We start from the raw sequence: 26,104 nt of genomic DNA on the forward strand, positions 1-26,104 counted from the left end.
GAATGGAATTCCTTACCGCCAATCTGGCGCCGCTCATGTTCGGCACCTTGATCGTGCTGCTGCTGCTCGGCTATCCGGTGGCCTTTGCACTGGCTGCCAACGGCATCCTGTTCGGCATCATCGGCATCTCGCTGGATCTGCTGACGCCGGCGCTGTTCCAGGCACTCCCGCAGCGGGTGTTCGGCGTGGTCATGAACGACACTTTGCTGGCGCTCCCCTTCTTCACCTTCATGGGCTTGATCCTGGAACGGTCAGGCATGGCCGAGGATCTTCTGGAAACAGTGGGGCAGTTGTTCGGCTCGATCCGCGGCGGCCTGGCCTTCGCCGTCGTCGCCGTCGGCATGCTGCTGGCAGCCACCACGGGCGTGGTGTCGGCATCGGTCATCTCGATGGGCCTGATCTCCCTGCCCATCATGCTGCGCTATGGCTACGACAGACGCCTGGCGACGGGGGTCATCGCGGCCTCTGGAACGCTCTCGCAGATCATCCCGCCCTCGTTGACGCTGATCATCCTGGCCGACCAACTCGGCCGGTCGGTGGGCGACATGTACCGCGGCGCGCTACTGCCTGGCCTGGTTCTCGTGGGCATGTACATGCTGTACATCACCGGCCTTGCTCTCTTCCGTCCGCAGCAAGTGCCGGCCTTGCCTCCGGAGGCTCGCAACTTCAGGGAGCCTAATGGCAACACCGGCACCCGTTCGCTCATCGTGCTGATGAGTGTGGCACTGGGTGTGGCCATTGGCACGCTCGAGTTGGTGGTCGGGCCGGAAGCTCCTGTGGACGAGCAGGTCGTGACCGGCATGCTGCTCTGGGGCGCGACCGCCTTCGTCATTGCACTGATCGACAAGGCGCTGAACCTGGGCTGGCTGTCAGCCATCGCCAAGCGCGTCACCTTCGTGATGGTCCCGCCTCTGGCACTGGTGTTCCTGGTGCTTGGAACGATCTTCATCGGGGTGGCCACGCCCACAGAAGGCGGCGCCATGGGTGCCGTGGGCGCCCTGCTGCTGGCCTGGGCGCGCAAACGGATCGATCTCAAGCTGCTCCAGCAGGCCATGGATTCGACCACACGGCTGACCTGCTTCGCCATCTTCATCCTGATCGGCTCCACAGTGTTCGCGCTGACCTTCCGAGGCGTCAATGGCGACCTGTGGGTGGAGCATCTGCTCACCAATCTTCCCGGTGGGGAACTGGGCTTCCTCATCTTCGTGAGCGTGTTCGTCTTCGTGGCGGCCTTCTTTCTCGATTTCTTCGAACTGGCCTTCATCATCATTCCGCTCCTGGGGCCTGTGGCCGACAAGATGGGTATTGACCTGATCTGGTTCGGGATCCTGATTGCCGTAAACATGCAGACTTCGTTCATGCACCCGCCTTTCGGCCTGGCGCTGTTCTATCTGCGCTCGGTCGCTCCGCATGACGACTACCGCGACCACGTGACGGGCCGCACGGTGGCCCGCGTCACCACCGGGCAGATCTATCGGGGATCGATCCCGTTCATTCTGATCCAGTTGCTGCTGGTGGTCATCGTCATGGCTTGCCCAAGCCTGGTGATGCACTACAAAGGCGATGCGAAGAAGATCGACCCCTCGACGATCCACATCAATATCCAGGGCGCGGGTGCGCCAGCGGAATACAACCCGTTCGGTGACTCGCCCGCTTCCGATGCATCACGCTGAGGTTCTATTGGAAGCAGGTGCCGCCGGGTTGCCTGGCGGCGAATCAGACCACGGGGTCGAGGAATCCGTCGGCCCGCAACGTCACCACCAGCGTATCGCGGTGGCCATGGCTGGCACCAGGGACCGGTTGAATGGGAGTGGATTCGTGAATCATCCGCCGATCGTCCAGCAGCAGCACCGACCAGGGCTCGCTCAAGGTAAAGCGCTGGCCGTGGGGGCTGTTGAGTTCAAAAACGCGGGTTTCACCGCCCTTGATACCTTCGCGCGCCAGCAGGAAAACCGCGACAAGATCCACTCCATCGCGATGCGCGCCCTCGGGCGTGGGCCGTCCAATGCCGCTGGCCGTGTCAATGCGGAATTGGTGGGCCTCGATGAACCAGGATTGCTCGCCGCGCAGCGCCGATGCGGTGCCCGAGAGCCAGCGCAGAAGCGCAAGCCAATCAGGCATGGCTACGGTTTCGGCCGCCATCGGCTCAAACCACCGCTCCATGCCGCCATGCAAGGCGTTGTAATCCACCGGCTGCCAATGCGCGCGATGCGGCATGGCGCTGACCTGCCCGCCCTGCGCGACGAACGAGGAATGGCGCCGGAAGCGATAGCTCCCGCCGTCCTTGAGATGGCGGTCCGGCGCCAGGTGATTCCAATCCCGCGCCATCAACGCGAGCGACTCGGCCTTGATCCCCGCCAGCGCGCACACGGCTTCGGCGCTGAGCACCGCGAACCCATCGCGGTATAGCGCGGCATTCAGTTGATCCGGGACAGTAAGCGGTGGAGACAGCAGGATATGGGACATGATGTGCAGGGCAGGAAAGCTGAAAGCATAAGGCAGCCGCGATTTTTCTGTTTTACCGCAGCGCTTGATAATGGCGGCGATGGTAATCGCCACCACAAGCCAACACTAATTCATCAGTACACTAACTAGTTTTTTCGAGAGGAACGCTTTCCATGTCTGCAAAGGGGATTTCGGCATCAGGTCCGCAAGACCGGCGCGCCTCCGTCGATGCGTTCGATCCGATACAACAGGTGTTGCGCTCACGGGTGGGTTTTCTGGTACGCAGGCTCAACCAGATCCACTACGCGCTGTTTGCCGAGGAGTGCAAGACACACAAGATGACGCCGGTGCAGTTTGGAGTGCTGACCGCGCTTTCGCTCAACCCCTGGCTGGACCAGACCGCCATCGGCATGGAGTTGGGCCTTGATCGCACCACCACGGCGGACGTGCTCAAGCGCCTGGAAGAAAAGCAACTGATCACGCGCCGCATGAACCCGAATGACCGGCGTTCAAGACAATCCATGATCACGGAGGAAGGCTTTCGCGCCATGAAGACCCTCCAGCAAGGCATGGTCACCGCGCAGAACCGATTGATGGCCCCGCTTTCGGCCCGGAATCAGGAAGTTTTCATCAAGCTGCTCACGACCATGGTCGAAGCCAACAACGACTACTCGCGCGCGCCTACACGGTCATCGCTGTAAAAGGCCACCCTGGGACCGCCAAGCTCCAGCTTGGCAAGCGGCGTGCAAAGGTGACGCTGCAGCCAAGCTGGAGCTTGGCGGTCCCAGCCTTTCAATCAACGCGCCGCGAGCAACCGGGCGATGGCTGACGCCAGTTCCTGGAGGCGCGCCAGGTTATGCACCGCCAGCATGCCGTCGGCCACCCGGTTCAACTCCGCGGCGCCGCGCGCCAATGGAGCGTACCCGTCAAAGCGCAACAGCGGATTGAGCCAGAGGATGCGGCGGCTGTGGTGCTTGAGCCATTGAAGCTCATGCGCCAGCTCTCCGGCTTCTCCGGTATCAAGGCCGTCGCTCACAATCAACACCAGGGTGCGGCGGCCGATCAGGCGCCGGGCATGCTGCTTGCGCAAATCGGCCAGTGACTGGCCCAGCCGCGTACCACCCGCGAAATCCTGAATGGCCGCGCTCGCGGCTTCCAGCATGGCGTCGGTATCGGTCAGGCGAAATGCGGACGTGAGATCGGTGAGGTGGGTTCCAAAGGCAAACACATCGCGCCGCACCTGCACGCCATGGGCCTGCCGTGTGGCACTGTGCAGGAAGGCCAGCAGAAGACGCGCATAGCGTTCCATCGAACCGGAGACATCCACCAGCAGCAGCAGCGGCAAGGGTTGACGGCGGCGCTGCAGGCGGCGCAAAGCCATGACCTCGCCGCCCGCTCGGGCGGCATCCCGGAACGTGCGCGCCCAATGCACGCGCGCGCCACGCGAGCCAGAGCGCACGCGCCGCGAAGGCACCTCCGGCATGGGCAGGTGGACCTCGCGCACGAGGCGCTCGATCAGGCGGTATTCGCTGGCCGTCAAGGCATTGAAATCCGCATGCTTCAGGCGCTGCAGATCACTTGCCGTCATGGCGGCATCAAAATCAATCTCTTTCTCGGGAGGAGACAGAGGCGGCGGCTGGCGCGAACGCGGAGGTGCCAGTGCTTCCCGCACCCGGGGACGCTGGCGCGGCGGCTCCATCTGGCCCTCGGCGCGGGGCAACATCTGGGCCAGCAGCTTGTTGGCGATCTCGGGATCGCGGAAGAACGCGTCGAACATCTCGCGGAACACGGGGCGATCCTGCTCACGGCTGATCAGCACGGCCTCCAAGGCCGCCCCTACATCCAGCTTGCGGTCAACGCCCACCATCTGCATGGCCTGCTGCGCCAGCGCGATGCGCGCGGCATCGACCGGCACGCCGGCACGGCGCAAGGCACGGCCGAAGGCGCTCAGGTTTCCGGCCAGCTTGCCGGAGCGGGCGTCGCCAAGCAAAGGCTGACGGCCTCTTCCGGCATCGCGGGAAGACGGAGCGAGCGGGTTCACTTCAAGACTCCGCAGGAGCCAGCGCCTGAACCACCAGATCACCGGACAGCGCCGCCACGTCTTCGCGCTGTTTGAAAAGGATACCGGCCGTATCCTGCACCACTTCAGGGTCCAGCATGAGCGCGTCCAAGGCGACCAGCGCCCTCGCCCATTCCACGCTTTCCGCGATACCCGGCATGCGCTGGAATGCTTGCGGCATGGTGCGCAGGCGGTGAACGAAATCGGCGACCTGGGCGGAAAGCGCTTCGCCCGCCTCAGGCACACGGGCGCGCACGATGGCCAGCTCGCGCTCGCGCTCGGGATACTCCAGCCAATGGTAGAGGCACCTGCGCTTGACCGCATCGTTCAATTCGCGCGTGCGGTTGCTGGTGAGGATCGTCACCGGCGTATAGGCGGCGCGCACGGTCCCCAACTCAGGAATGCTGACCTGGTATTCGCCAAGGTATTCGAGCAGGAAGGCTTCGAAGGGCTCATCGGCACGGTCCACCTCGTCGATCAGCAGCACAGCACCAGGCGCCGGCGCCTGCAGGGCCTGGAGCAACGGCCGCCTGATCAGGTAGTGCGGCTGGTAGACCTCACGCTCGATGTCCTCCGATGTACCGCGCGTTTCGGCCGCACGCAGGTGCAGCAACTGCGCGGCGTAATTCCATTCGTACAAGGCTTCCCGCTGCTCCAGGCCGTCATAGCACTGGAGCCGCAGCAATTCGCGCTGCAACACGGTCGCCAGGGCCTTGGCCAGTTCGGTCTTGCCCACACCAGGCTCGCCTTCCAGCAGCAGCGGGCGCTGAAGCTTGAGTGCCAGGAAAGCCGCCGTCGCCAAGCGGCGATCGGCGAAATAGCCGGCCGCTTCGAGGGCTTGGGCAAGGGTGTCAATGCTGGCAAAAGGGGCGGAAGTAGGACTCATGGGTTGATTCACAAGGTATTCACTCCCTCTCCCGTGTACGGGAGAGGGCTGGGGTGAGGGTAGACAGCGTGCCTATGGTGACGCTGCTTGCCTCCACTCCGCGCTCGCCCTGATGGTGAGGGGGAGGCCCTCACCCTACCCCTCTCCCGCAAGCGGGAGAGGGAATCTAAGCCAGCGCCTTGGCAACCGCCCTCTGCGCCATCACACTGATGAGATTGGCACGGTAGGCCGCGCTGCCATGCAGGTCGCTCGACAGCTCGCTGGAATCGATCTTAACCGCCGCTGCCGCCTCGGGCGTAAAGCTCCGGCCAAGGGCCTCTTCAAGACCCTGATGGCGGAACACACCGTTGCCGCCGCCTGTGACGGCCACGCGCACGCCCGCATCCGTTTGCGCCACGAATACGCCGATGAGCGCGAACAGAGACGCGGGCTGCCTGAACTTCATGTAGGCCGCTCGCTTGGGCGCGGGAAAGCTGATGGCGGTGATCAATTCGGTTTCTTCCAGCGCAGTAGCGAACATGCCCTGGAAAAAGTCATCCGCCGGAATCTGGCGCTGCGTGGTGTGCACGGTAGCGCCCAGGCCCAACACGGCGGCAGGGTAGTCGGCTGAAGGGTCGTTGTTGGCCACTGAACCGCCCATGGTGCCCATGGCGCGAACCTGCTTGTCGCCAATGCCATCAGCCAGCGCGGCGAGCACGGGAATGGTTGCTTTCACATCGGCGTTGGCGGCGACATCGGCATGGCGCGTCATGGCGCCAATGACGATGTGGTTCCCCTCTTTGCGGACGCCTGCCAACTCCTTGACACCGCCCAGATCAACCAGCTGCTCTGGGGCTGCCAGGCGCAGCTTCATGGAAGCCAGCAGTGTCTGGCCGCCCGCCAGCGCCTTGCCGCCCGCCTGCACCAGCTTCAGTGCATCGGCCTGCGCCGTGGGGCGCTCGAAAGTGAATGTGTACATAGTGACTGTCTCCTCAGAGCTTGTTTACGATCTCAAGCCTTGGCGTTCTGAATAGCCTCCCACACGCGGTGCGGCGTGGCGGGCATGTCGAGGTCTTTCACGCCCAGATCCTGGAGCGCGTCGAGCACGGCGTTGATCACTGCGGGGGGCGAGCCGATGGCGCCCGCTTCGCCGCAGCCCTTGCTGCCCAGCGGATTGTGCGTGCACGGCGTGCAGACGTGGCCGAGCTTGAACTGCGGGAAATCAGCCGCGCGCGGCATGGTGTAGTCCATGTAGCTGCCGGTGAGCAACTGGCCACTCTCGGGGTCATATACCCCGTTTTCCATGAGCGCCTGGCCCATGCCTTGCACCAGCCCGCCGTGCACCTGGCCTTCGACGATCATGGGGTTGATGATGACCCCGAAATCATCGACGGCGCTGAACCGGTCGACCCGAACCACTCCCGTGGCCGGATCCACTTCGACCTCGCAGATGTAGGTACCGGCCGGGTAGGTGAAATTGGTGGGGTCATAGAAAGCCGTTTCATTCAGGCCCGGCTCCAGCTTGTCCAACGGATAGTTGTGCGGCACATAGGCCGTGAGGGCCACCTGGGCGAACGGGATTTTCTTGTCCGTGCCCTTGACCTTGAATTCACCGCCAGAGAACTCGATGTCGGCGTCGCTCGCCTCCATCAGGTGCGCGGCGATCTTCTTGGCTTTTTCCTCGATCTTGTCGAGCGCCTTCATGATGGCCGTGCCGCCCACGCTCAGCGACCGGCTGCCGTAGGTGCCCATGCCGAAGGGAATGCGGCCGGTATCCCCGTGCACCACATCGACCTGGCTCGGATCGATGCCCAGCCGGGCCGCCACCACTTGCGAGAAAGTGGTTTCGTGGCCCTGGCCATGGCTGTGCGAGCCCGTGAACACTGTCACGCTGCCCGTGGGGTGCACGCGCACTTCGCCAGCTTCGAAAAGGCCGGCCCGCGCGCCCAAGGCACCTGCGACGTTGGAAGGCGCCAGGCCACAGGCCTCGATGTAGCTGCTGTAGCCGATGCCGCGCTTCAGGCCTTTGGCCTCGGTGGCCTGCTTGCGCGCCGCGTACCCGGCGACATCAGCCAATTGCTGCGCCTGGTTCATGCAGGCGTTGTAGTCGCCGATGTCATATTGCAGCGCCACGGGCGTCTGGTAGGGAAACTCGGTAATGAAATTGCGCTTGCGAATCTCATCCTGGCTGAGCCCCAGATCCCATGCGCAACGTGTGACCAGGCGCTCCACGAGATAAGTGGCCTCCGGCCGGCCGGCACCGCGGTAGGCATCCACCGGCGCCGTGCTGGTGAACCATCCATCCACTTCCACATAGATCTGCGGGGTGCTGTACTGCCCTGCCAGCAGCGTGCCATAGAGAATGGTCGGCACGCAGCTGGCGAAAGTAGACAGGTACGCACCCAGGTTGGCGTGCGTGTGCACGCGCATGGCGAGAAACTTGCCATCCTTGTCCATCGCCATCTCGGCATGGCTGATGTGATCCCGGCCGTGCGCGTCAGAGACGAATGATTCACTGCGCTCGGCGGTCCACTTGATGGCGCAGTTAAGCTGCTTGGCCGCCCAGGTCAAGGCGACGTCTTCGGCATACAGGAAAATCTTGGAGCCAAAGCCGCCGCCCACGTCCGGCGCGATCACCCGCACCTTATGCTCGGGCAGGCCCAGCACGAAGGCCGTCATCAGCAGGCGCTCCACGTGCGGGTTCTGGTTGGCCACATAGAGCTGGTATTCATCCGCCGCCCGGTTGTAGGTGGCGTTGGCTGCCCTCGGCTCCATGGCGTTGGGAATCAGCCGGTTGTTCACCAGATCAAGCTTGGTCACATGGGCCGCGCCGGCGAAGGCCGCATCCACCGCCGCCTTGTCACCCAATGTCCATTTGTAGCAGTGGTTGTCAGGCGCTACCTCATGCAGCGCCGGGCTTTGGGTGGCCTTGCGCATGTCGATCACGGGGCCGAGCACATCGTAGTCCACCATTACCGCTTCGGCGGCGTTCTTGGCCTGCTCCAGCGTGTCGGCCACCACCATGGCGACCTGGTCGCCCACGTAGCGTACCTTGCCCTGCGCCAGGATGGGGTGCGGCGGCTCCTTCATGGGAGAACCGTCAGGGTTGCTGATCAGCCAGCCGCAAGGCAGGCCATTCATCTTGCCCTCGATATCCTTGCCGGTGAATATTTTCGCCACGCCGGGCATGGCCTCGGCAGCACTGGTGTCCACGCTCTTGACGACGGCATGGGCGTGCGGGGAACGCACGAACACCGCATAGCGCTGCTTGGCCTGGTGGATATCGTCGGTGTACTGGCCGACACCAGTGAGAAAGCGCTCGTCTTCCTTGCGCTTCAGGGATTCGCCGATGTGCGGCAGCTTGGCAAAGTCATTGGCACCCATCTCGTTCTCCTTCAGGCTTGCATCGAGGCTTGCGCCTGCTGCACGGCCTTGACGATGTTCTGATAGCCCGTGCAGCGGCACAGGTTGCCTTCCAGCAGTTCGCGGATTTCAGCTTCGCTGGCTTTCGGATGGTGCTTGAGCAGATCGATGCTGCTCATCACCATGCCCGGCGTGCAAAAACCGCATTGCAGGCCATGGCACTCCTTGAACGCAGCCTGCATCGGGTGCATGGTGCCGTCGGCAGAGGCCACGCCTTCGATGGTGGTGACTTCCGCGCCTTGCATCTGGGCAGCCAGCACATTGCAGGATTTGAGGGACCGCCCGTTGGCGATGACGGTGCAGGCGCCGCACTGGGCGGTGTCGCAACCAACGTGAGTGCCTGTCAATTGCAAGTGCTCTCGCAGCAATTGCACAAGCAGCGTATTGGGGGGAACATCGGCCGAGACGGCCTGACCATTGACCTTCAGTTGGATCTGCATGGAATCTGTCTCCTTCGTGGGGCTCTTGATATGGCGAGCCTCTCATTCTTTGAATACCAGCGCGTGACGGCCCTAGGCATAAACCCTAGTTTGAGAAGATAAATCCCGTGAAATTCTCAAAATGAAACAAGTTTGCACCGCAGGGTACCGCTCCGGGATTCCCTGGGCGAAACCAGCCTCATCCCGCCTTTGCTTCCATCCGCTTGAGCGCGAAATGCTGGATCCACCCGACGATCTGCATGGCCGCGGGAGTCAGCGGCAGATCATGGCGCCTGACCATGCAGATCAGGGGGCTCGGCAGCGCGTCCTGGATCGGAAGGGCGCACAACTGCTCCTTGAAGGCGCAGTTCTCGAAGAGAACCTGGGGCATGGTGGTCATCCAGTCATCCGATGCCGCCACCACCGCAGGTAACGCCAGAAATGACTCGCAAAGCATCTTGACCCTGGGAGGGCCCAGGCCGGCCTTCTGAAAGGCTTCCTCGATCACGGCGCCAGGCCCGCGGGAGGTGCTGGAGAGCACCCATTCGCAGTCCTGGAGTTGGCGCAGGCGCGTCGCGCGCGAAAGCGGATGAGATACCCTCGAGACGATGACCACCTGGCTGGAATACAGCGGCTCGGCGACCAGATCACTTTCCAGATCCACCCGGTGCACGGGAGTGAGCGCGAAATCCAGGGTACCGTCCCGAACGGCTGGCGCAATGCTCGGGTACAGGCCGTCGCGGCAATGTACCTTGACATTCGGGTACTGCTGCGTGAACTGGCGCAGCGCCTGAGGCAGCAAGCCCAAGCCGATCGCAGGCGAGATGGCCATCTTGACAGTGCCCTCCCAATGCCCCCTGAGCTGAGCAATTTCGTCCTGAGCCCTGCGGCTTTGGGCCACCATCAATTTCGCGTGCTTCAGAAAAGCCTGCCCGAAACTGGTGAACGTCACGCCCTGCCGGCTGCGCACCAGCAGAGGGGCCTTGAGTTCAGCCTCCAGCTGCTGGATGGCTGCTGTCAGCGCCGGTTGCGTCAGGTTCATCTTCTGGGCAGCGGCGCGGATGCTGCCCAACTCCTCCACGAACACCAGCGCCTGCATGGTTGGAAGTCTCACTGCGTATACCTATATAGATTTTTCTGATCAACTGAATGAATTTTTGAATTTTCATTATTGAAGCTGGTTTCTACGATTGCTGCAAGTCAAGAGATGGCCCCTTCCCACCGGGGTCATGCACATCAAGGAGACCGCTTTGTTCATTCGGAATTGTTGGTATGTCGCCGCATGGGATATCGAAGTCCCCGAAGAAGGCATGTTGGCCCGAACCCTCCTCAATGAGCCCGTGCTGCTGTACAGGGACTCCCAAGGCAAGGCGGTGGCCCTGGAGGACCGCTGCTGCCACAGATCGGCTCCCCTGCACCTGGGACGCAAGGAGGGTGATTGCATTCGCTGCATGTACCACGGCCTGAAATTCGACCCGACGGGCGCCTGCGTCGAGATTCCCGGCCAGGACAGGATCCCCCCGAAAACCTGCGTCAGGAGCTATCCCGTGGTGGAGCGCAACCGGCTGGTCTGGATCTGGATGGGAGACCCCGCGAAGGCCCAGCCCGACAGCATCGTGGACTACCACTGGCACGACTCGCCGCACTGGCGGATGAAGCCCGGCTATATCCACTACAAGGCCAACTACAAGCTGATCGTCGACAACCTGCTGGATTTCACCCACCTGGCTTGGGTTCATCCCACCACCCTGGGCACCGAAAGCGCAGCCGACTTGAAACCGGTGATCGATCGCAACACTGACGGTGACGGCCTGCTCACCATCACCCGCTGGTATCTCAACGACGAGATGCCGAATCTGCACAGGAGAGTGGCCAGGTTCGAAGGCAAGGTTGATCGCTGGCAGATCTACCAGTGGTCCCCGCCCGCCCTGCTACGCATGGATGCGGGGTCGGCGCCTGCGGGTACCGGAGCCCCCGAAGGCCGCCGCGCGCCCGAGGCCCTGCAGTTCCGGCATACCTCCATCCAGACGCCGGAGACAGAGAACACCAGCCACTACTGGTTCTGCCAGGCCCGCAATTTCGAGCTCGACAATGAGCAGATCACTGAATCGATCTACCAGGCGGTCGTTGAAGCTTTCGAGGAAGACCGCACCATGATCGAAGCGCAGCAAAAAGTCATGGACCTGGTGCCCGGGCGCCCCATGATCCCGATTGCCGCGGACAGCGGATTGAATCAGGCCCGCTGGCTCATCGACCGCATGCTCAAGGCCGAATCGGTGCAGGCCGGCGCATGATTCAGGCCGTCGTCTCCAGGATCCAGGCAATCGCCAGGGATGTCCTGCTGCTTGAGCTGCAAGCTGCCGGCGGGCATGCCCTTCGGGGCGCATCGCCTGGCGCTCACATCGATGTGCACCTCCCCAACGGCCAGATCCGCCAGTACTCGCTCACCAACGCCGAAGGCCAAGGCACGCAAGCCCGCTATCAGATCGCCGTGGCGCGCGATGCCCAGAGCCGCGGCGGATCGGCCTGGATTCATGACAAGCTGCGCGTGGGCACCCCCTCGCGATCAGTGAGCCGCGCAACCTGTTCGCGCTGGACGCAGAGGCGCATGGCAAGGTCCTTTTCATTGGGGCGGGCATCGGCATCACCCCCATCTACGCCATGGTGCAGTCGGCCCGGAAATCCGGCCTGGATTGGACCTTGGCGGCCTGCGCCCGCTCCTCCAGCCGCCTTGCATTTCTGGAAGAGCTGTCCGCGCTGGATCCCGCGCGGGTTCAGTTCCATTTCGACCTGGCCCAGAGTGGCCCGCTTCCGCTTGCCACCTTGCTGGCAGGATCGCCCTGGGACGCCGTATATGCCTGCGGACCGGCCGGCATGCTTGATGCCATCGAAGCTCTTACGACGAGCTGGTCCGAAGGTTCAGTTCGCATGGAGCGCTTCAAGGCAGAGCAAAAGGACGCTTCCGCCAACACGGCTTTCGAACTGGTGCTGGCCAGGAGCGGGCAGTCCATTGAAGTCAGCGCCGCTGAAAGCCCTCTGGATGCCTTGGAACGCATGGGCGTTGAGCACCCCTTTTCCTGCAGGGAAGGCCTGTGCGGCACCTGCGAAGTCAGCGTGATCGACGGCGTGCCCGACCACCGGGACAACGTCCTGGACAGCCGGGAAAAAGCCAGCGGGCTGCGTTTCATCCCTTGCGTCTCGCGTTGCAGCGGCCGCAAATTGGTCATTGATCTTTGAGAAACTTATGAACTTGAATCAGAAAACCGCCATCGTGACGGGCGGCGCCTCGGGATTTGGCGCGGCCATTGCACAGCGCATGGCCGAGGCCGGCGCGCGCGTGATGGTGGCAGACCTCAACGCGGCAGGCGCACGGGACATTGCGGAGAAAATCACCGCCTCCGGCGGCGAGGCCGCCAGCATCGCGGCCGATGTCTCGGACCGAGCCTCCTTCGAGGGCGTGGTCGCCGCTACCCGCCAGGCGTTTGGCGGCCTGGACATCCTGGTCAACAACGCCGGCACCACCCATCGCAACAAGCCCGCCTTGCAGGTCACTGAAGACGAATTCGACCGCGTCTACCGGGTCAATGTCAAAAGCCTGTTCTGGGCCGCCCATGCCGTGTTGCCTGACATGGTCCGCCAAGGCAGCGGCTGCATCGTGAACGTGGCGTCCACCACCGGAATCCGCCCTGGACCAGGCCTCTCGTGGTACAGCGGAAGCAAGGCTGCCATGATCAACATCACCAAGGGCTTGGCGCTCGAGTTCGCCAAGTCCGGTGTGCGGATCAATGCAGTCAACCCGATGATCGGTGAGACGGCCATGCTCGGCGATTTCATGGGCATGGAAGACACCCCGGAAAACCGGGCACGCTTTCTGATGCGCATTCCTCTCGGGCGTTTCACCCGCCCCGCGGACGTCGCCTCCGCCGTCACCTTCCTCGCCAGCGATGAGGCTTCCTACCTCACTGGCGTCTGCCTGGATGTGGACGGGGGCAGAAACATATGAGCGCTACGATCGCCTATCGCGCGCCCGCACTGCTCGTCAACGGACAATGGCGCGCGGGCAAGCACCGCACAGCAGTACCGGTCGTCAATCCCGCCACGGCCGAAACCCTGGATCATCTGCAACTGGCCGATGAAAAGGACATTGACGAGGCGCTGCAGGCAGCTCAGCGCGGCTTTGACGCGTGGCGGCAGGTTCCCGCCTTTGAACGCTGCGCGCGCCTGGAAAAAGGTGTCGCAAGGATGCGGGAAAATCTCGATCACATCGCCACGCTGCTGACGCTGGAGCAGGGCAAACCGCTTGCTGAGGCCCGTGCCGAGTGCGCCATGGCGGCGGACTTGATCAAGTGGTATGCGGAAGAAGCGCGCCGGACCTATGGGCGCATCATTCCATCGCGCCTTCCCGGCAGCCTCATGCAGGTGCGCAAGCAGCCGGTGGGCCCCGTGGCCGCATTTTCACCATGGAATTTTCCCTGGTACTGTCGGCCCGCAAGATCGGTGGCGCCCTGGCGGCAGGCTGCTCGATCATCCTCAAGGCGGCGGAAGAAACGCCGGCAAGCGTGGCAGCCATGGTCGATTGCTTTCACGGGCTATTACCAGAAGGCACCCTGCAACTGCTCTTTGGCGTACCCGCGGAGGTTTCCGAGCAACTGATCTCTTCATCCGTTATCCGCAAGGTCAGCTTCACGGGATCCGTGCCCGTGGGACGTCATCTGGCCCAGGTATCAGCAAAATACCTCAAGCGCATCACGCTGGAGCTGGGCGGCCATGCCCCGGTGATCGTCTGCGCCGACGCCGACATCGGCAAAACCGTAGCCATGATGGTGGCGCACAAGTTCCGCAATGCCGGCCAGGCGTGTCTCGCCCCCACCCGTTTTTACGTGGCCCGCGAAATCGAGAACGATTTCCTGGACGCATTCACGGCGGCAAGCCAGCAGTTGGTACTAGGCAATGGCATGCAAAGCTCTACCCAGATGGGGCCACTTGCCAATGCGCGCCGCGTCTCAGCCGTTCGAGATTTGATCCAGCGATCCGTGCAGGCCGGAGCGAAGGCCCACCAGGGTTCATGCCCCGAAACCGGATTCTTCGCACCAGTCTCTGTGCTGACCAACGTTCAACCCGATTCGCCCATCATTCAAGAAGAGCCTTTCGGACCCGTGGCTACCGTGACATCGTTCGACAGCCTCGACCATGCGCTGCACCTGGCCAACCAATCGCCGTACGGATTGGCTGGATATGTATTCACCGATTCGGCCCGCGCTATCCACCAGGTGTCGGAGCAGTTGGAAGTTGGCAGCCTGGCCATCAACGGCATGGGCGTTTCTGTTCCTGAGGCCCCTTTCGGCGGTGTCAAGGACAGCGGCTACGGCAGCGAATCCGGCATCGAAGGCATGGAAGCCTTTCTCGACACCAAGTTCACTCACTATTGCGCCTGAAGCATCACGGAGACCGCACCATGAAACGCAGAGCTCTTCTCACCTCTCTGGCCCTGGCTTCATCCATTCTGGCCAGTGCCTCCGCGTCGGCGCAGAACGACAAACCCTTGCGCCTTCTTGTCGGTTTTCCCGCAGGGGTTTCGATCGACGTCGTCACACGCATCATCTCTGAAAAGATGAAAGACGAGCTCAAAAGGCCGGTGATCGTGGACAACCGGCCTGGTGCCGGAGGGCGGCTCGCGGCCGATCTTCTGAAGGCGGCCCCGCCCGATGGCAATACGGTCATGGTCACCCCCATTGTGGTCCCGGTTCTGGCGCCCATGGTTTTCAGCAAACTGGGCTACAACCCCGAAACCGACTTCGCGCCCGTGGGCAAGATCTGCGATTTTTCCTTTGCGCTCGCGGTCCCCGCCAACTCACCCGTCAAGAATCTCAAGGACTACGCCGCCTGGCTCAAGGTCCATCCGCAGGAAGCCAACTTCGGATCACCCGCGGCCGGCAGCCTGCCTCACTTCTTCGGCGTCATGATCGGCTCGGCGCTGAACGTCGACATGGTCCATGTGCCTTTCAATGGCGGAAGCGCCTTGCAATCAGCTGTGCTGGGCGGACATGTCCCGGCAGGCATTGACGTGGTCATGGAATGGCAGCAGAACGCCAAGGCAGGCAAGGTCAGGGTCTTGGCCACCTCCGGCGCGGAGAGAAGCAAAATCATGCCCGACATTCCGACCTTCAAGGAGCAAGGCTTTCCAGAGGCGGTCGGTCAAGGCTGGTTCGCCATGTATGCCCCCGCAAAAACCTCACAGGCGACTATCGATGAAATCAACAAGGCTTTGAACAAGGCTCTGGCGGCCCCTGAAGTCCGGGAACGCTTCGCTTCCCTGGGGTTGGAGGCGGCAGGCGGTACACCTGCAGGCCTCCAGAAAACCATGCATGACGATGCCCTGCGTTGGGGCCCCACCGTCAAGAAATCTGGCTTCAGAGCAGATTGAAGACAGGGGCGGAGCCCCTTTTCCGCTTTCGGCGCGCCAAGTCCGGCAGGCTCCTGTTGGAGTACATTTTGGCCTTGACCGCCATGACCGATTCGCTCCGTCAGCAACACATCGCCCAAGCCCGCAGCGCCCTGCTGGATGAAACCCGCTCGGCAACGGATGCGCTCGTGGACGGCTGGTTCGATCGCGCCTGGATCGCGGAATCCTGGCGCCGATGCCTGGCCATGGGGCACCGGCCCGAGCAGCGCGTTGGCTTCGATCTGGTGCCAGCCAATGCGCCAAGGCATGCTGAAGACGAGCACCGGACCCTGCTCACCGCCGCCCGCCCCGAACTCGAGCGTCTGGCCAGCGCCGTGGCGCCGATCCACTACTTCGCGATCCTGACGGACGCCGCCGGCACGGTCATTGATACCGCGGGCGCCATCGACCGTGCCGATCAGCGGGCCGACGCCATTGCACGCGTCGGTGTGGATCTCTCCGAACGCAGCATCGGCACCAGCGCCATCGGCTCGGCCCTGGGCGAGTTGCAGCCGGTATGGTTGCACCGGGGTGAGCATTTCTTCGTGGACACCAGTGTGTATTCATGTGCTGGCGCGCCCATCTTTGGCCCCCAGGGACTGTGCGTGGGAATGCTCGACCTGACCGGCATCGAGGTGGCCGAACGCCCGGAACTCAAGCACCGGGTCGCCCACTCGGCCCGGTTGATCGAAAACACCCTGGCGCTCGCCGTGCCGCACCGGCTGGCATTGCGCTTGAACTGGCCGGACGAGGCCTTCGGGGGCGAAGGCGACGGCCTGATCTGCCTTGATGCCGACGGCATGATCGTCAGCAGCAACACATCCGCGCGCCAGATGCTGCCGGCGCTTCAAACACTGGCCCGCACCCCACTTCACGCCAGCGAGTTGTTTGCCCTGCCCTGGCCAACGCTGTTCGACCAGGCAGGCCGTGCCACGCCGCTGGATACCCCCTTGTGGTCGGGCCTGCGCCTGCATCTGCGCGCGCACGCCCCTCAGAGCGCGAGCAGCCAGCCCGCGCCCCGGGCCGCACCGCGCGCCCTCAAGGCCCTTGAAACCGAGATGATCCACCAGGCTGTGCGCCAAAGCGGCGGCAACGTAGCCGAAGCCGCGCGCGCGCTCGGCCTCAGCCGGGCGACGGTATACCGGCGGCTCAACCTCGGGGTGCCAAAGCAGCCCCCAGGTAGAAGCAACTTGGCTGCAAAGCATCAACGCCGCGAAAACTTGAATTCAGCGCCAGAAAAACCTGCGGCCGAAGCTGAGAATGGAGAGGCAGGGTCCACCGGCCCCGTGTCGCTGCGAGGCCTTCGCGCAGCGATGGCAGTGATCACGCATGGCGGTACGGGTGCCGCGGCAAGGGCGATGCATGTCTCGCAATCAGCCAATGCCCGGGCCATCTCCCAACTTGAGAAAGAACTGGGCGTTTCCCTGTTCGATCGCAGCCACCGGGGAATGCACCCCACTGCCGCTGGTGAATCGCTTCTGAAACGCGGACGGGAAACCCTGGCCCATCTGGCCCGGGCCGATGCGGGCCCTTGGCGCGTGCCCCTGCGGGATGGCAGGCTGGCGGCACAGATCAGCGTCCGCCAATTGGAAGCCATTGTGCTTCTGGCCAAGGCCAACAGCCAGCGCCAGGCCGCTGCACGGCTCGGTGTGACGCAAGCATCAGTGCAGCAGGTGCTCGCGCAAGTTGAGCATCTGGCTGGCGGCCCTCTTTTTGACCGCTTGGCCAGCGGCCTCAGACCAACCAGCCGGGGGGCCTGGGTAGCCCGCCAGGCAGAACTGGCGCTAGCGGAAATGCGAGCCATGGCCGAAGATGCCGCCGCACTGCTCGGCAACATACGCGGGCGACTGGCCATCGGCACGCTGCCCTACTCCACGGGGGCGGTGGTGCCCACCGCCATCCAAAGCGTGACATCGCGCTGGACCGGCCTGCAGGTGTCGGTCATCGACGGCACTTATGAGTCATTGATCGGCAAGTTGCGGCAGGCCGAGATCGACATCGTGGTCGGAGCCCTTCGCCCTGAAGTGCCGCACGATCTCCGTCAGGTCACTTTATTCCACGATCTTCTGTCAATCGTGGTACGCACCGGACACCCACTCCTGGGCAAGCGCCGCTTGACGCCATCCCGGCTGAGCATGGCGCAATGGGTACTCCCCATGCCGGGGTCCCCGGCGAGCGAAGCGCTGGCACAGATTTTTTCAGCGCAGTCCTTGCCCGTGCCGGAAGGCGTCTATATCAACAGCCCGACCTTGGTCTGCGCCATGCTCCAGCAAAGCGATCGCCTCGCCCTGATGCCACCCAGCCAGTGGAAAAGTGAACTCGAAGCAGGCTTGCTGGCCATACTGGACGTGCCCGCACACCATGTCCCGCGAGCCATCGGTTTCACGGTTCGCGCAGGTTTCATACCGACCCCGGTGTTGTGCGCTTTCCAGGACGCCTTGCTGACCGCGACGAGCTCTTGACGTGGTTGTTGCGAAGGCCAATCCGCGTGGGCATGAATACCCGCCTTACGAGGGCTTCGAATAGATCCTTCGTGGTGACAAGCAAATCGCATAGCTCCCGTGCGTGAAGCATCAAACTCTGCTTATGGGTGCGTACGCTACACAGACCGGGCATTGCCGGTGATTCCAGGAGACAGCATGAACCCCAGCAAGAAGGTATCGGCGCATATCGTGGCCCACGCATCGGCCGCAGACGCCAGCCGCCGGCGCTTCGTCGCGAGCGCGATGGCCTGCGCGCTCCCCGCTCTCGCAAACCCTGCCTGGGCACAGGCCGCCTGGCCCAAAGGACCGGTCCGCATCATCGTGCCCCATCCCGCCGGAGGCCCGGCTGACCAGATCGCGCGATTGACCGGCAATGGCCTGGGTCAGGCCCTGAGTGCCACCTTTGTCGTGGACAACCGCCCGGGCGGCGGGGGCATGCTGGGCGCTCAAGCTGTGGCCCAGGCCAAACCTGATGGAGAGACCCTGCTCGTCAACGCCTCTGTGCATGTCACCTACCCCGCACTTTTCAAGCAAGTGGGGTTCGATGTCATCAAGGATTTCGCGCCCATCACTCAGCTCACGCGCGTGCCCATGCTGCTGGTGATCAACCCCCAGTTGCCGGTGCATGACGTGAAGGGCCTCATTGCCTACGCCAAGGCTCATCCGGGAAGCCTTTCTTTCGGCTCCTCCGGCAATGCGGGTGCAGCACATCTGGCAGGAGAGTTGTTCAAGCAGTTGACCGGCGTCGACATGGTGCACGTGCCGTACCGAGGCGCGGCACCCGCGCTGACCGACCTGATTGGCGGGCAGATCCAGCTTATGTTCGATCCCGCTTCTTCCTCGATGCAGCACATCCGCTCAGGCAAGCTGCGCGCCCTCGCGGTCACGTCTCAGGCACGGATGGCTCTGGTGCCCGATCTGCCCACCATGATCGAGGCAGGCTTGCCCGGGTATGTGCTGACCAACTGGTACGGCCTTTGGGCGCCCAAAGGTACGCCTGCCGCCACGGTTCAGCGCCTTCAGGCCGCGGCAGCCCAGGCCTTGAAGATGCCCGACATTCAAGCCTCGATCCGGCAAACCGGTGCTGAAGTGGTGGCCAGCACACCCGAGGAGTTCGCGCGCTTCGTGGTCTCTGAGAAAGACACGTGGGCACAGATCGTGGTCAAGTCGGGAGCCAAGCTTGATTGAACCGGCACACCGGCCGCTGCTGTTGCTGATTCCCGGGCTGCTTTGCGACGAGGCCACGTGGCAAGCCCAAATTGAAACCCTCTCGGCGCACGCCGATTGCATCGTGGCACGCCATGGCATGGCCGATTCGATCGAAGCCATGACACGACAGGCGCTGCAACTACTGCCTCCGGATCGCCCCTTCAGCGTGGCAGGCCACAGCATGGGAGGCCGCTGCGCGCTGGAGATTGCGCACGTGGCGCCCGAAAGACTACAGCGCCTGGTCCTGCTTGATACCGGCTACCAGGCCCGCCCGCCCGGCGCAGTGGCTGAAACGGAAGCGGCGCAACGGGCCGATCTGCTCGCGGTCGCTCGCAGCCAGGGCATGCGAGCCATGGGCCGCCAGTGGGCACGCGGCATGGTTCACCCTTCGCGGTGGGATTCGCCTGTGTTCGAGGACATCCTCCGCATGGTCGAACGCTTCACGCCGGAGCAGTTCGCTGTGCAAATCCAGGCCCTTCTCCATAGGCCGGATGCCACGATCCTGCTGCCTCAAATTAAAGTCCCCACGCTGCTCATCTGCGGCCGCGAAGACACGTGGAGCCCTCTGGCGCGGCATCAGCAGATGCAGCAGCTCATCCCCAGCTCGCAGCTCGAAGTGATCGCCGATTGCGGACATATGAGCACGATGGAGCAGCCTGCTGCGGTGTCACAGGCGTTGGCGGCCTGGCTGGCGCCTCTTTATCCAGCCTGATACGTCGTCGTCCGTACCAGCGTCTGCGCAGGGCGCTTCTCACCCGCCAGCACTTCGAAATCGAGCTCGTTCTCGGGCGGAGCGATCGGGCAAGTCACGAAGTTCGTGAAAGCGCACGGCAAGGCCACGGCGTAGTTGAAGTCGATCCAGTCGATGCGTGTGCCGGTGTCGTCGGCGAACTGCAATTCGACGACACGGCCTGCGCCATAGGTCAATGGGCCGCTGGTCAAGTCGCGAACGTGCGCCACCGGCTGCACCCCTGTAGGCGTATCCTTGCCGATGAGCAGCAGGTTGTAGGTCTTGCCCTTGTATTCAAAGGTGAAGGTCCCGATACGGGGTGTCGTCTCACGGACGCCAGTTTCCACCGTATCGGCTTCGTATTCGATGCGCTCGGTAGGCGTGAATACGCCGGGAATGCGCATCTCATGGTTGTACTCGAAGGCCGTGACACCGGCGTCTTCCACGCGTGTCGTGACGCGTGGATCGCGCACACGAACGCCGAAGAGCTTGCTGCCATCGTGCTTGGTGCGGGGGATGGTCTCCACCTCGCACTCCCCGAAGTACACCGGCACGCTCTTGCCGTGGCCGTAGGTCTGGTTGCGGCCCGGGATGATCTCCACCGGACCCGCAGGATATTCACCATTGACCGACAGGTTCGGGCCTGATGCGGGCGGGGTAAACATCACCTTGCCGTCTTCTACAGACCAGGTACCAGGCAGCAACTCGAATTCCACACCGCTCTCACCAGGCTCGATCCAGTACTGCGCCACCAGCGAAGTCCAGCCATATGGGCGGAACATGGTGGCCACATGTTCGTAATGCCACTCGCGCCATTGACCTTCCAGATGTTCTTTTGTGGGCATGATGGTGTTCCTTGTGTTGTGTTGCTTCGTTGCGTTACTGGGTTGATCGTTCGATGAAGGCGCAGATTTCCTCGAAGGAATTTTCGCTGGCCCGCGCAATGCCCAGCGGCGTGCCTCCATTCGAGTAGGCCGCTCCCGACACCGGGTGCAGTACCTGAATATGCGTGCAAGGCAGAAATGGCACCGCGATACCGTGCCCTGCGCTCTCGTAATCCAGGTGCAGCCGCTCAGCGGTATGCCCGTGACGCTCCAGGGTGCTGAAGACCATGCGCGACGCCATGCTGGAAGGCCAGGCCCGGTCGTCCATACCCGAAACGCAGGCCACAGGGCCCTTGAACCGTTCGATGGGAATTCGCGTTTGCGTGGCCAGCGGGCGATCATGCAGGCCGTCGATATAAATATCGGCGTGGCGGGAGGGCGGCACTTCGCCGCCCTCCCAGGGCTGCCAGGTCACCCCGGTGTTGTGGTCCCAGAAGTGGGGCATCGGCTCGCCCTCCCATGTCCAGGTAGGGCCGTTCCAGCCTTCAGCCGGATCCGCCGCGCCCTGGGCGCCAAACACGAATGCCCCGGGCACAAAAGCGGCGGCCGCCGCGATCTTGTCGGGAAAGCGGCTTGCCAGCAACAGTGTCAATTCCCCGCCGCGGGATTGTCCGCTGACCACAGGCTTGCCGCCTCGCGGAGAAAGCTCGGCCGCCACGTAGTCCAGCGCCCGCTCAAAATACTCGAGCGGCGTCCGGGAAATATAGTTGGAAAGCCCTGGCGCGCGAAAATAGCCCAGTGCAAACGCCTGAATGCCGCGCGACGCATATTGCGCCGCCCGGGTTTCATTGATGCCACCACCCGAGCCATTCATCACGATGATGGTCGGGAAAGGCCCTTCCCTGACGGCCGGAACAAGGTACCGACCAGGCCATGGCTGCGTACCTCGGTACGCTGAGTATCGGCCGCCAACAGCCATTGCTCCACAGTGACGCGATGCTCCTGCGCACCCGCCGTGGTGGATGGGGTGTCAAGGTAACCGGTGCCGGGCTCCGCCCGCGCGATGAGTTCCGTCTTGATCGGGGTATGCACATCGGCTGGCTCAGACTTGCCCGTGCGCCCATCCGCAAGGCATTGAGACCAGAACAGCCCCATGGCGTCCGCGCAACGGTAGTCACCAGAAACGGGGACTTGTGTGCCGAGGTCGATGCGGCCACTGGCATCCGCCATGAAGCTGGCTTGCGCGGTCCATTCGTCGCCGTTCCGTTGAGTGTGCGCCCGCACTGTTACCACGGAGCCAGGCACCGCGCCGCTGATATCGATCTGACGGCGCTGCCAAAGCGGTCCCACCTGGGGCGTCACGGAAATCTGAAGTGTCGTCATGTCTGAATGGAGCTTCGCGGAAAAGCAAGCTCTCTTAAAAAGTTTGAAACGGGCGCTAAAGCCGCGCGCGCAGCGCGGCCAACGTCCCGGATTGGATTCTCATGGTGGAGGGCAGTTGCTCACGCTCCAAGGGGAGCCCGTCGAACCGGCCGGGCACATGGCCGCCAGCGCCTCCCCAGTCTTTGGCCAACTGCTCGCACAGTGGGCCCACGTCCTGGTTGCCCATCGCAGCCGGCGAGTAGGCGATCACCAATGCAGACCGCTCTGGCGCAGGTGTGCCGGCAGGCGTTCTGCCGCCCACGCCAACCCCTGTCATGATTTCGATAGCCAGCCCTGTGAGCGAGCTGATGCGCCCTTCCGGTAGCAGGGCCGCCGCCTGGGCTGGATCGCTCGTGCGTTGGCCGCCGGCATCCACCGCGCCCGAGGCCGGCAATGAGCCGCCGTTCTGCCTGGCTTGCCGCAGCGCGGCCAGGGTCATGGGCGAGGTGGAGTAATCCAGCACCAAAGGAGCAGCGTTGACGCGCGGGGCCGCCACTGCCAGTGGATTGGTACCGATGGCCGCAGCCGAACCTCCGAGGGGCGCCACGAATGCCGAAGAATTCGCGGAAATGATCGCCACTGCGCCTTCGGCGGCCAGCGCGCGGGCCGCGCAGCCCAGCACGCCAAGCGCCCCGACTTGGCGAATACCCACAATGGCCGCACCCTGCGATTTGACAGCCTGCCCCGCCAAACGCACCGTGAGTGCCAATGCCACGTGCCCGGGGATGCCTGCGGCATCAATGGCCAAGGCCGCAGGCGCACCGTTCGATACGGACGATGGAGACGCTGACCCGAGGGCATCCAGGCGCTCCAGATCTCTCAGGAGCATCTGGATACCAAACGCGGGCAGCTTCAAAAGCTCCGCTTGTACGAACCAGAATGCGGCCTTTTGGACATCTGCCTTTTCAGGACGATGTCCAAGGCCCTGCGCCCGGAAGTGCCCGAGTGCCCCTTCGATCAAATTGAGTAAATCAAGCGTCTTGATTTCGGTCAATGCAAATACTCCGTGAACGATCAGTACTTGATCCACGGCACGAGCTTGCGCTCGGCATAGCCCATCAACACCGTCACGGCATAACCTAGAACGGAAATCGTCACGATACCCACATACATCTTGGAAACCGCAAAGGTGGACCATGCGCTCCAGATCAGATAACCGAGCCCGCTTTGCGAACCGACGAACTCTGCCGCCGCGATCACCACGAACGCCGCACCGGCGGCCAGCTTGAGGCCGGTAAAGATGGAAGGCAGCGCATACGGCAGCGAAACCGTCAAACGCCGCTGGATTCCCGTGGCCCCGTTGGCCCGGGCCACATCATTGAACAGAGGAGGCACCTGCATCACGCCGCTCATGGTGTTGAACAGCAAATAGAAGAAAACACCGATCGCGATAATGAGGTATTTGCTCATTTCACCCAAACCGAAGATCAGCAGCAGCAAGGGGAAAATCGCAATCTTGGGAATGGGCAGCAAGCTGGCAAAAATAGGCTCCAGCAGTTGGCGTACAGGCCGGACCGAGCCAAGCAACAGCCCGAACAGAATGCCTGGAATGGCCCCCATGAGGTAGCCCACCAGAATACGCAGCAGCGTCGCCTTGGTGTGCATGAGCAGCGCGCCGTCGGCGATCATCTTGCCGAAGGTCTCCACGATGGAACTCGGTGCCGGGAAAAACCGGACGTCCAGCACTCCCGTGCGGCTGCACACCTCCCAGATAAGGAGCAGCAGCAGCGGCGTGAACGGCCCAACGCGGCGCACCCACGATGATCCGCGGGTGGCCTCCACCGATTCGGCCAATCGCTGTTCGATCTGCTCCTTGGAAAGTGCAGTGGTTTCTGGCTGGCTCATTGTGCAACCTTCCCTTGAGGGCCTTTGCCCAGCAGCTCCCAGAGCCTGGCTGTGATTTCCCCATAGCGGGGGTCGCGCCGCAGGGCGAGAATGTCGCGCGGACGCCCGAACGGGATCTTGATTTCCTCGATGATCTTCCCCGGCCTGATCGACATCACCAACACCCTGTCGGCCAAGGTCAGGGCCTCATCAACGCTATGCGTAATGAACATCACGGCCTTGGAGGTCTTCTCCCAGATGCGCAGCAGTTCCTGCTGCAGCGACACACGCGTCTGCTCATCGAGCGCGCCGAAAGGCTCGTCCATGAGCAGAACGCTGCCGTCATCGGCAAGCGCGCGGGCCACGGAGATGCGTTGGCGCATGCCGCCCGAAATCTGCCCTGGGTAATAACTGGCGAAATCCTTCAGGCCCATCATGCCAAGCAATTCATCCACCCGCTCCTTGCGCTCCGCACGCGGCACGCCTCGAAGGCGAAGCGGGTAGCCGATGTTTTCCGCGGCCGTCAGCCAGGGGAACACACCATGCTCCTGGAACACCACCGAAGGACGGCTCTTGGTGTCCACCGTGCCCAGGCTTTGCTTTTCCAGGCCCGCCACGATGCGCAGGAGCGTGCTCTTGCCGCAGCCTGAAGGCCCCAGCACGCATACGAACTCATGCTCCGCAATGTCGAGCGACACATCTTCCAGGATGACCCGCATCTTGCGGCGCGAGTCGGCCTCGGGGTAGGCCATCCACAGGTTTCGTACCGAAACTCCGCTGCTGCTGCTGCTCATCGTGCTTACTTCGCACCGGCTTGAGACAGCTTGATGGCTTTCTCCAGGATATCGGCGCGGAAGATCTTCTGCATATCCAGGTTGCCCTCGTACTCCAGAACCTTGCGGTCATGGAAGAAACGCTCCTGCTTGGCGACATCATCCCAGTTGATCTTGCCGTCTTTGCCAGGCGCGGTAAGGGCCAGTGATTTCAGCGCCTCGACCGGCAGATCCGTGTATTTGGAAATGATCTTCTGAATCTCGGGATCCTGCCAGCCGCCATTGACCAGCTCATTCACTGCCTTCAGATAAGCCCCCACGAAAGCAGCCACGGTATCGGGATGCTCTTCTGTGAACTTGGTGTTGAAAATGATCATGCCGATCTCGGTGCCGGCCTGGTAGCTGATATCAAGGATCTCGTGGCCTATGTTCTTGTTCTTGACCGCGGAAGAGATCGGCTCGATCGTCCAGCTGGCGTCCACCGAGCCATTGGCCATGGCGGGAATGATGTCGCCCGGGCTGAGGTTCACCAACTGCACGTCAGCCAACGACAGGCCCACCGATTGAAGCGCCAGATGAACCGAGTAGATGCCGAAGCCGCCCTGGCCCGGCACACCGATCTTCTTGCCCTTGAGCTGCTTGGCATCGGTGATGCCGGATTTCTCCGACACCATGAGCGGCGACGGGTTCGGGCCGGATTCGGGAATGTGCGAAACACTACCCACGATAGCCATCGAAGTGCCCGCCTTGGTCGCATTGAACAGGCCAGCCGCCCAGGAGGCGCCGCCCCCCGTGACATTGCCGGTACTGACGTGCTGGAAGGTTTCCCCGGAACTGCCCGCCTTGGAGATCATCTCGACCTCCACGCCAGCATCGCGGAAGTATCCTTTTTCCTGCGCCACGAAAAAGCCCGCGTAATCAGCGTAAGGCGAATACATGAACGAGAGCTTCTGGACCTCAGCGACCTTCCCGGCGGCTGGATTCGCGCTTTCCTTGCTCTCTTTATTATCGGAGCTGGGGCTACAGGCGCTGAGTGCCCATAGCGCGATAAAAGGAACAATCCACTTGGCAGCACGATGCTTGAAGTTCATGAAAAAATCCAGTACGAATCGAGCTTTGAGGATACTACACTGCTACTTACAGAAAGGGTATTTGCTTACCCCATAAATTAATTCTTTGGCATTAA

Annotated in this window: 24 protein-coding genes and 1 pseudogene; 10 read left to right on the forward strand and 15 right to left on the reverse strand. The window is 62.7% G+C overall.

The features are described 5' to 3' along the window. Positions 1-2: 2 nt before the first annotated feature. The gene (locus WJU18_RS20775; RefSeq protein WP_423455304.1) at positions 3-1,673 is read left to right on the forward strand and encodes a TRAP transporter large permease; all 1,671 of its coding nucleotides are present in this window, start codon (positions 3-5) and stop codon (positions 1,671-1,673) included. Positions 1,674-1,716: 43 nt separating this feature from the next. Here the strand turns inward: WJU18_RS20775 and WJU18_RS20780 are convergent, their stop codons facing one another. Further along, on the reverse strand, positions 1,717-2,466 hold the full coding sequence (locus WJU18_RS20780) for a 2OG-Fe dioxygenase family protein (protein WP_423455306.1): 750 nt from the start codon (positions 2,464-2,466) through the stop codon (positions 1,717-1,719). 152 nt (positions 2,467-2,618) lie between these two features. Here WJU18_RS20780 and WJU18_RS20785 point away from each other — a divergent pair, with 152 nt between their 5' ends. Next, positions 2,619-3,146 carry a MarR family winged helix-turn-helix transcriptional regulator gene (locus tag WJU18_RS20785; protein ID WP_423455307.1) on the forward strand — a complete coding sequence of 176 codons (528 nt, stop codon included), beginning with the start codon at positions 2,619-2,621 and terminating at the stop codon, positions 3,144-3,146. A gap of 95 nt (positions 3,147-3,241) precedes the next feature. Here the strand turns inward: WJU18_RS20785 and WJU18_RS20790 are convergent, their stop codons facing one another. The 6 genes from WJU18_RS20790 to WJU18_RS20815 all read right to left on the reverse strand — a co-directional run bounded on the left by WJU18_RS20790 (position 3,242) and on the right by WJU18_RS20815 (position 10,325). Beyond that, entirely contained in the window at positions 3,242-4,486 is a 1,245-nt protein-coding gene (locus WJU18_RS20790; RefSeq protein WP_423455309.1) for a vWA domain-containing protein, read from the reverse strand. Between the two features lies 1 nt (position 4,487). After that, the gene (locus WJU18_RS20795; RefSeq protein ID WP_423455311.1) at positions 4,488-5,390 is read right to left on the reverse strand and encodes an AAA family ATPase; all 903 of its coding nucleotides are present in this window, start codon (positions 5,388-5,390) and stop codon (positions 4,488-4,490) included. 166 nt (positions 5,391-5,556) lie between these two features. Beyond that, positions 5,557-6,348 (reverse strand): FAD binding domain-containing protein, encoded by a 792-nt coding sequence (locus WJU18_RS20800; protein ID WP_423455312.1) that lies wholly within the window; start codon positions 6,346-6,348, stop codon positions 5,557-5,559. A gap of 32 nt (positions 6,349-6,380) precedes the next feature. Further along, positions 6,381-8,753: a xanthine dehydrogenase family protein molybdopterin-binding subunit gene (locus WJU18_RS20805; RefSeq protein WP_423455314.1), complete on the reverse strand. Its 2,373-nt coding sequence runs from the start codon at positions 8,751-8,753 to the stop codon at positions 6,381-6,383. An 11-nt stretch (positions 8,754-8,764) separates the two neighbouring features. Next, positions 8,765-9,232 carry a (2Fe-2S)-binding protein gene (locus WJU18_RS20810; protein ID WP_423455315.1) on the reverse strand — a complete coding sequence of 156 codons (468 nt, stop codon included), beginning with the start codon at positions 9,230-9,232 and terminating at the stop codon, positions 8,765-8,767. Between the two features lie 178 nt (positions 9,233-9,410). Then, entirely contained in the window at positions 9,411-10,325 is a 915-nt protein-coding gene (locus tag WJU18_RS20815; RefSeq protein ID WP_423455317.1) for a LysR substrate-binding domain-containing protein, read from the reverse strand. Between the two features lie 136 nt (positions 10,326-10,461). On the opposite strand from WJU18_RS20815, the gene WJU18_RS20820 reads away from it, so the two are divergent. Continuing rightward, entirely contained in the window at positions 10,462-11,505 is a 1,044-nt protein-coding gene (locus tag WJU18_RS20820) for a Rieske 2Fe-2S domain-containing protein (protein ID WP_423455319.1), read from the forward strand. Here WJU18_RS20820 and WJU18_RS20825 read toward each other — a convergent pair. Next, on the reverse strand, positions 11,445-11,747 hold the full coding sequence (locus tag WJU18_RS20825; protein WP_423455321.1) for a hypothetical protein: 303 nt from the start codon (positions 11,745-11,747) through the stop codon (positions 11,445-11,447). The two genes, WJU18_RS20820 and WJU18_RS20825, sit on opposite strands and share 61 nt — an antisense overlap. Before the next feature lie 125 nt (positions 11,748-11,872). Between WJU18_RS20825 and WJU18_RS20830 the strand changes: the two genes are divergently transcribed. The 7 genes and pseudogenes from WJU18_RS20830 to WJU18_RS20860 all read left to right on the forward strand — a co-directional run bounded on the left by WJU18_RS20830 (position 11,873) and on the right by WJU18_RS20860 (position 20,057). Then, positions 11,873-12,448 carry a flavin reductase family protein gene (locus WJU18_RS20830; RefSeq protein ID WP_423455323.1) on the forward strand — a complete coding sequence of 192 codons (576 nt, stop codon included), beginning with the start codon at positions 11,873-11,875 and terminating at the stop codon, positions 12,446-12,448. Between the two features lie 7 nt (positions 12,449-12,455). Next, entirely contained in the window at positions 12,456-13,214 is a 759-nt protein-coding gene (locus tag WJU18_RS20835; RefSeq protein ID WP_423455325.1) for an SDR family oxidoreductase, read from the forward strand. After that, positions 13,211-14,646 (forward strand): annotated as a pseudogene (locus WJU18_RS20840) (NAD-dependent succinate-semialdehyde dehydrogenase). Before WJU18_RS20835 ends, WJU18_RS20840 begins: the two are co-directional and overlap by 4 nt. 20 nt (positions 14,647-14,666) lie before the next feature. Continuing rightward, positions 14,667-15,635 (forward strand): Bug family tripartite tricarboxylate transporter substrate binding protein, encoded by a 969-nt coding sequence (locus WJU18_RS20845; protein ID WP_423455327.1) that lies wholly within the window; start codon positions 14,667-14,669, stop codon positions 15,633-15,635. A gap of 83 nt (positions 15,636-15,718) precedes the next feature. After that, positions 15,719-18,115 carry a LysR family transcriptional regulator gene (locus WJU18_RS20850; protein ID WP_423455328.1) on the forward strand — a complete coding sequence of 799 codons (2,397 nt, stop codon included), beginning with the start codon at positions 15,719-15,721 and terminating at the stop codon, positions 18,113-18,115. Between the two features lie 177 nt (positions 18,116-18,292). Beyond that, the gene (locus WJU18_RS20855) at positions 18,293-19,324 is read left to right on the forward strand and encodes a Bug family tripartite tricarboxylate transporter substrate binding protein (protein WP_423455330.1); all 1,032 of its coding nucleotides are present in this window, start codon (positions 18,293-18,295) and stop codon (positions 19,322-19,324) included. Beyond that, complete coding sequence (locus WJU18_RS20860) at positions 19,320-20,057, forward strand: alpha/beta fold hydrolase (RefSeq protein WP_423461062.1); 738 nt, start codon at positions 19,320-19,322, stop codon at positions 20,055-20,057. The genes WJU18_RS20855 and WJU18_RS20860 overlap by 5 nt, the downstream gene beginning before the upstream one ends. Here WJU18_RS20860 and WJU18_RS20865 read toward each other — a convergent pair. Genes WJU18_RS20865 through WJU18_RS20895 form a run of 7 tightly spaced genes read right to left on the reverse strand, consistent with a single transcriptional unit; the run spans position 20,045 to position 26,009 of the window. Beyond that, positions 20,045-20,920, reverse strand: coding sequence for a DUF1684 domain-containing protein (locus WJU18_RS20865; RefSeq protein WP_423455332.1), 876 nt, complete (start codon positions 20,918-20,920; stop codon positions 20,045-20,047). The two genes, WJU18_RS20860 and WJU18_RS20865, sit on opposite strands and share 13 nt — an antisense overlap. Positions 20,921-20,954: 34 nt before the next feature. Further along, positions 20,955-21,773 carry an acyl-CoA thioester hydrolase/BAAT C-terminal domain-containing protein gene (locus tag WJU18_RS20870; RefSeq protein WP_423455333.1) on the reverse strand — a complete coding sequence of 273 codons (819 nt, stop codon included), beginning with the start codon at positions 21,771-21,773 and terminating at the stop codon, positions 20,955-20,957. Next, positions 21,773-22,282: an acyl-CoA thioesterase/BAAT N-terminal domain-containing protein gene (locus WJU18_RS20875; protein ID WP_423455335.1), complete on the reverse strand. Its 510-nt coding sequence runs from the start codon at positions 22,280-22,282 to the stop codon at positions 21,773-21,775. Before WJU18_RS20875 ends, WJU18_RS20870 begins: the two co-directional genes overlap by 1 nt. Before the next feature lie 55 nt (positions 22,283-22,337). Next, positions 22,338-23,315, reverse strand: coding sequence for an Ldh family oxidoreductase (locus WJU18_RS20880; protein ID WP_423455337.1), 978 nt, complete (start codon positions 23,313-23,315; stop codon positions 22,338-22,340). 20 nt (positions 23,316-23,335) lie between these two features. Then, a complete protein-coding gene (locus tag WJU18_RS20885) occupies positions 23,336-24,166 on the reverse strand; it encodes an ABC transporter permease (RefSeq protein ID WP_423455339.1) in 831 nt (276 codons plus the stop codon). Continuing rightward, positions 24,163-24,939 carry an ABC transporter ATP-binding protein gene (locus tag WJU18_RS20890; protein WP_423455341.1) on the reverse strand — a complete coding sequence of 259 codons (777 nt, stop codon included), beginning with the start codon at positions 24,937-24,939 and terminating at the stop codon, positions 24,163-24,165. Before WJU18_RS20890 ends, WJU18_RS20885 begins: the two co-directional genes overlap by 4 nt. Positions 24,940-24,944: 5 nt before the next feature. After that, positions 24,945-26,009: an ABC transporter substrate-binding protein gene (locus tag WJU18_RS20895; protein ID WP_423455343.1), complete on the reverse strand. Its 1,065-nt coding sequence runs from the start codon at positions 26,007-26,009 to the stop codon at positions 24,945-24,947. Positions 26,010-26,104 lie beyond the last annotated feature (95 nt).

This window comes from Ottowia sp. VDI28 (assembly GCF_049532675.1).
In the GTDB taxonomy this organism is placed as follows: Bacteria; Pseudomonadota; Gammaproteobacteria; order Burkholderiales; family Burkholderiaceae_C; genus Ottowia.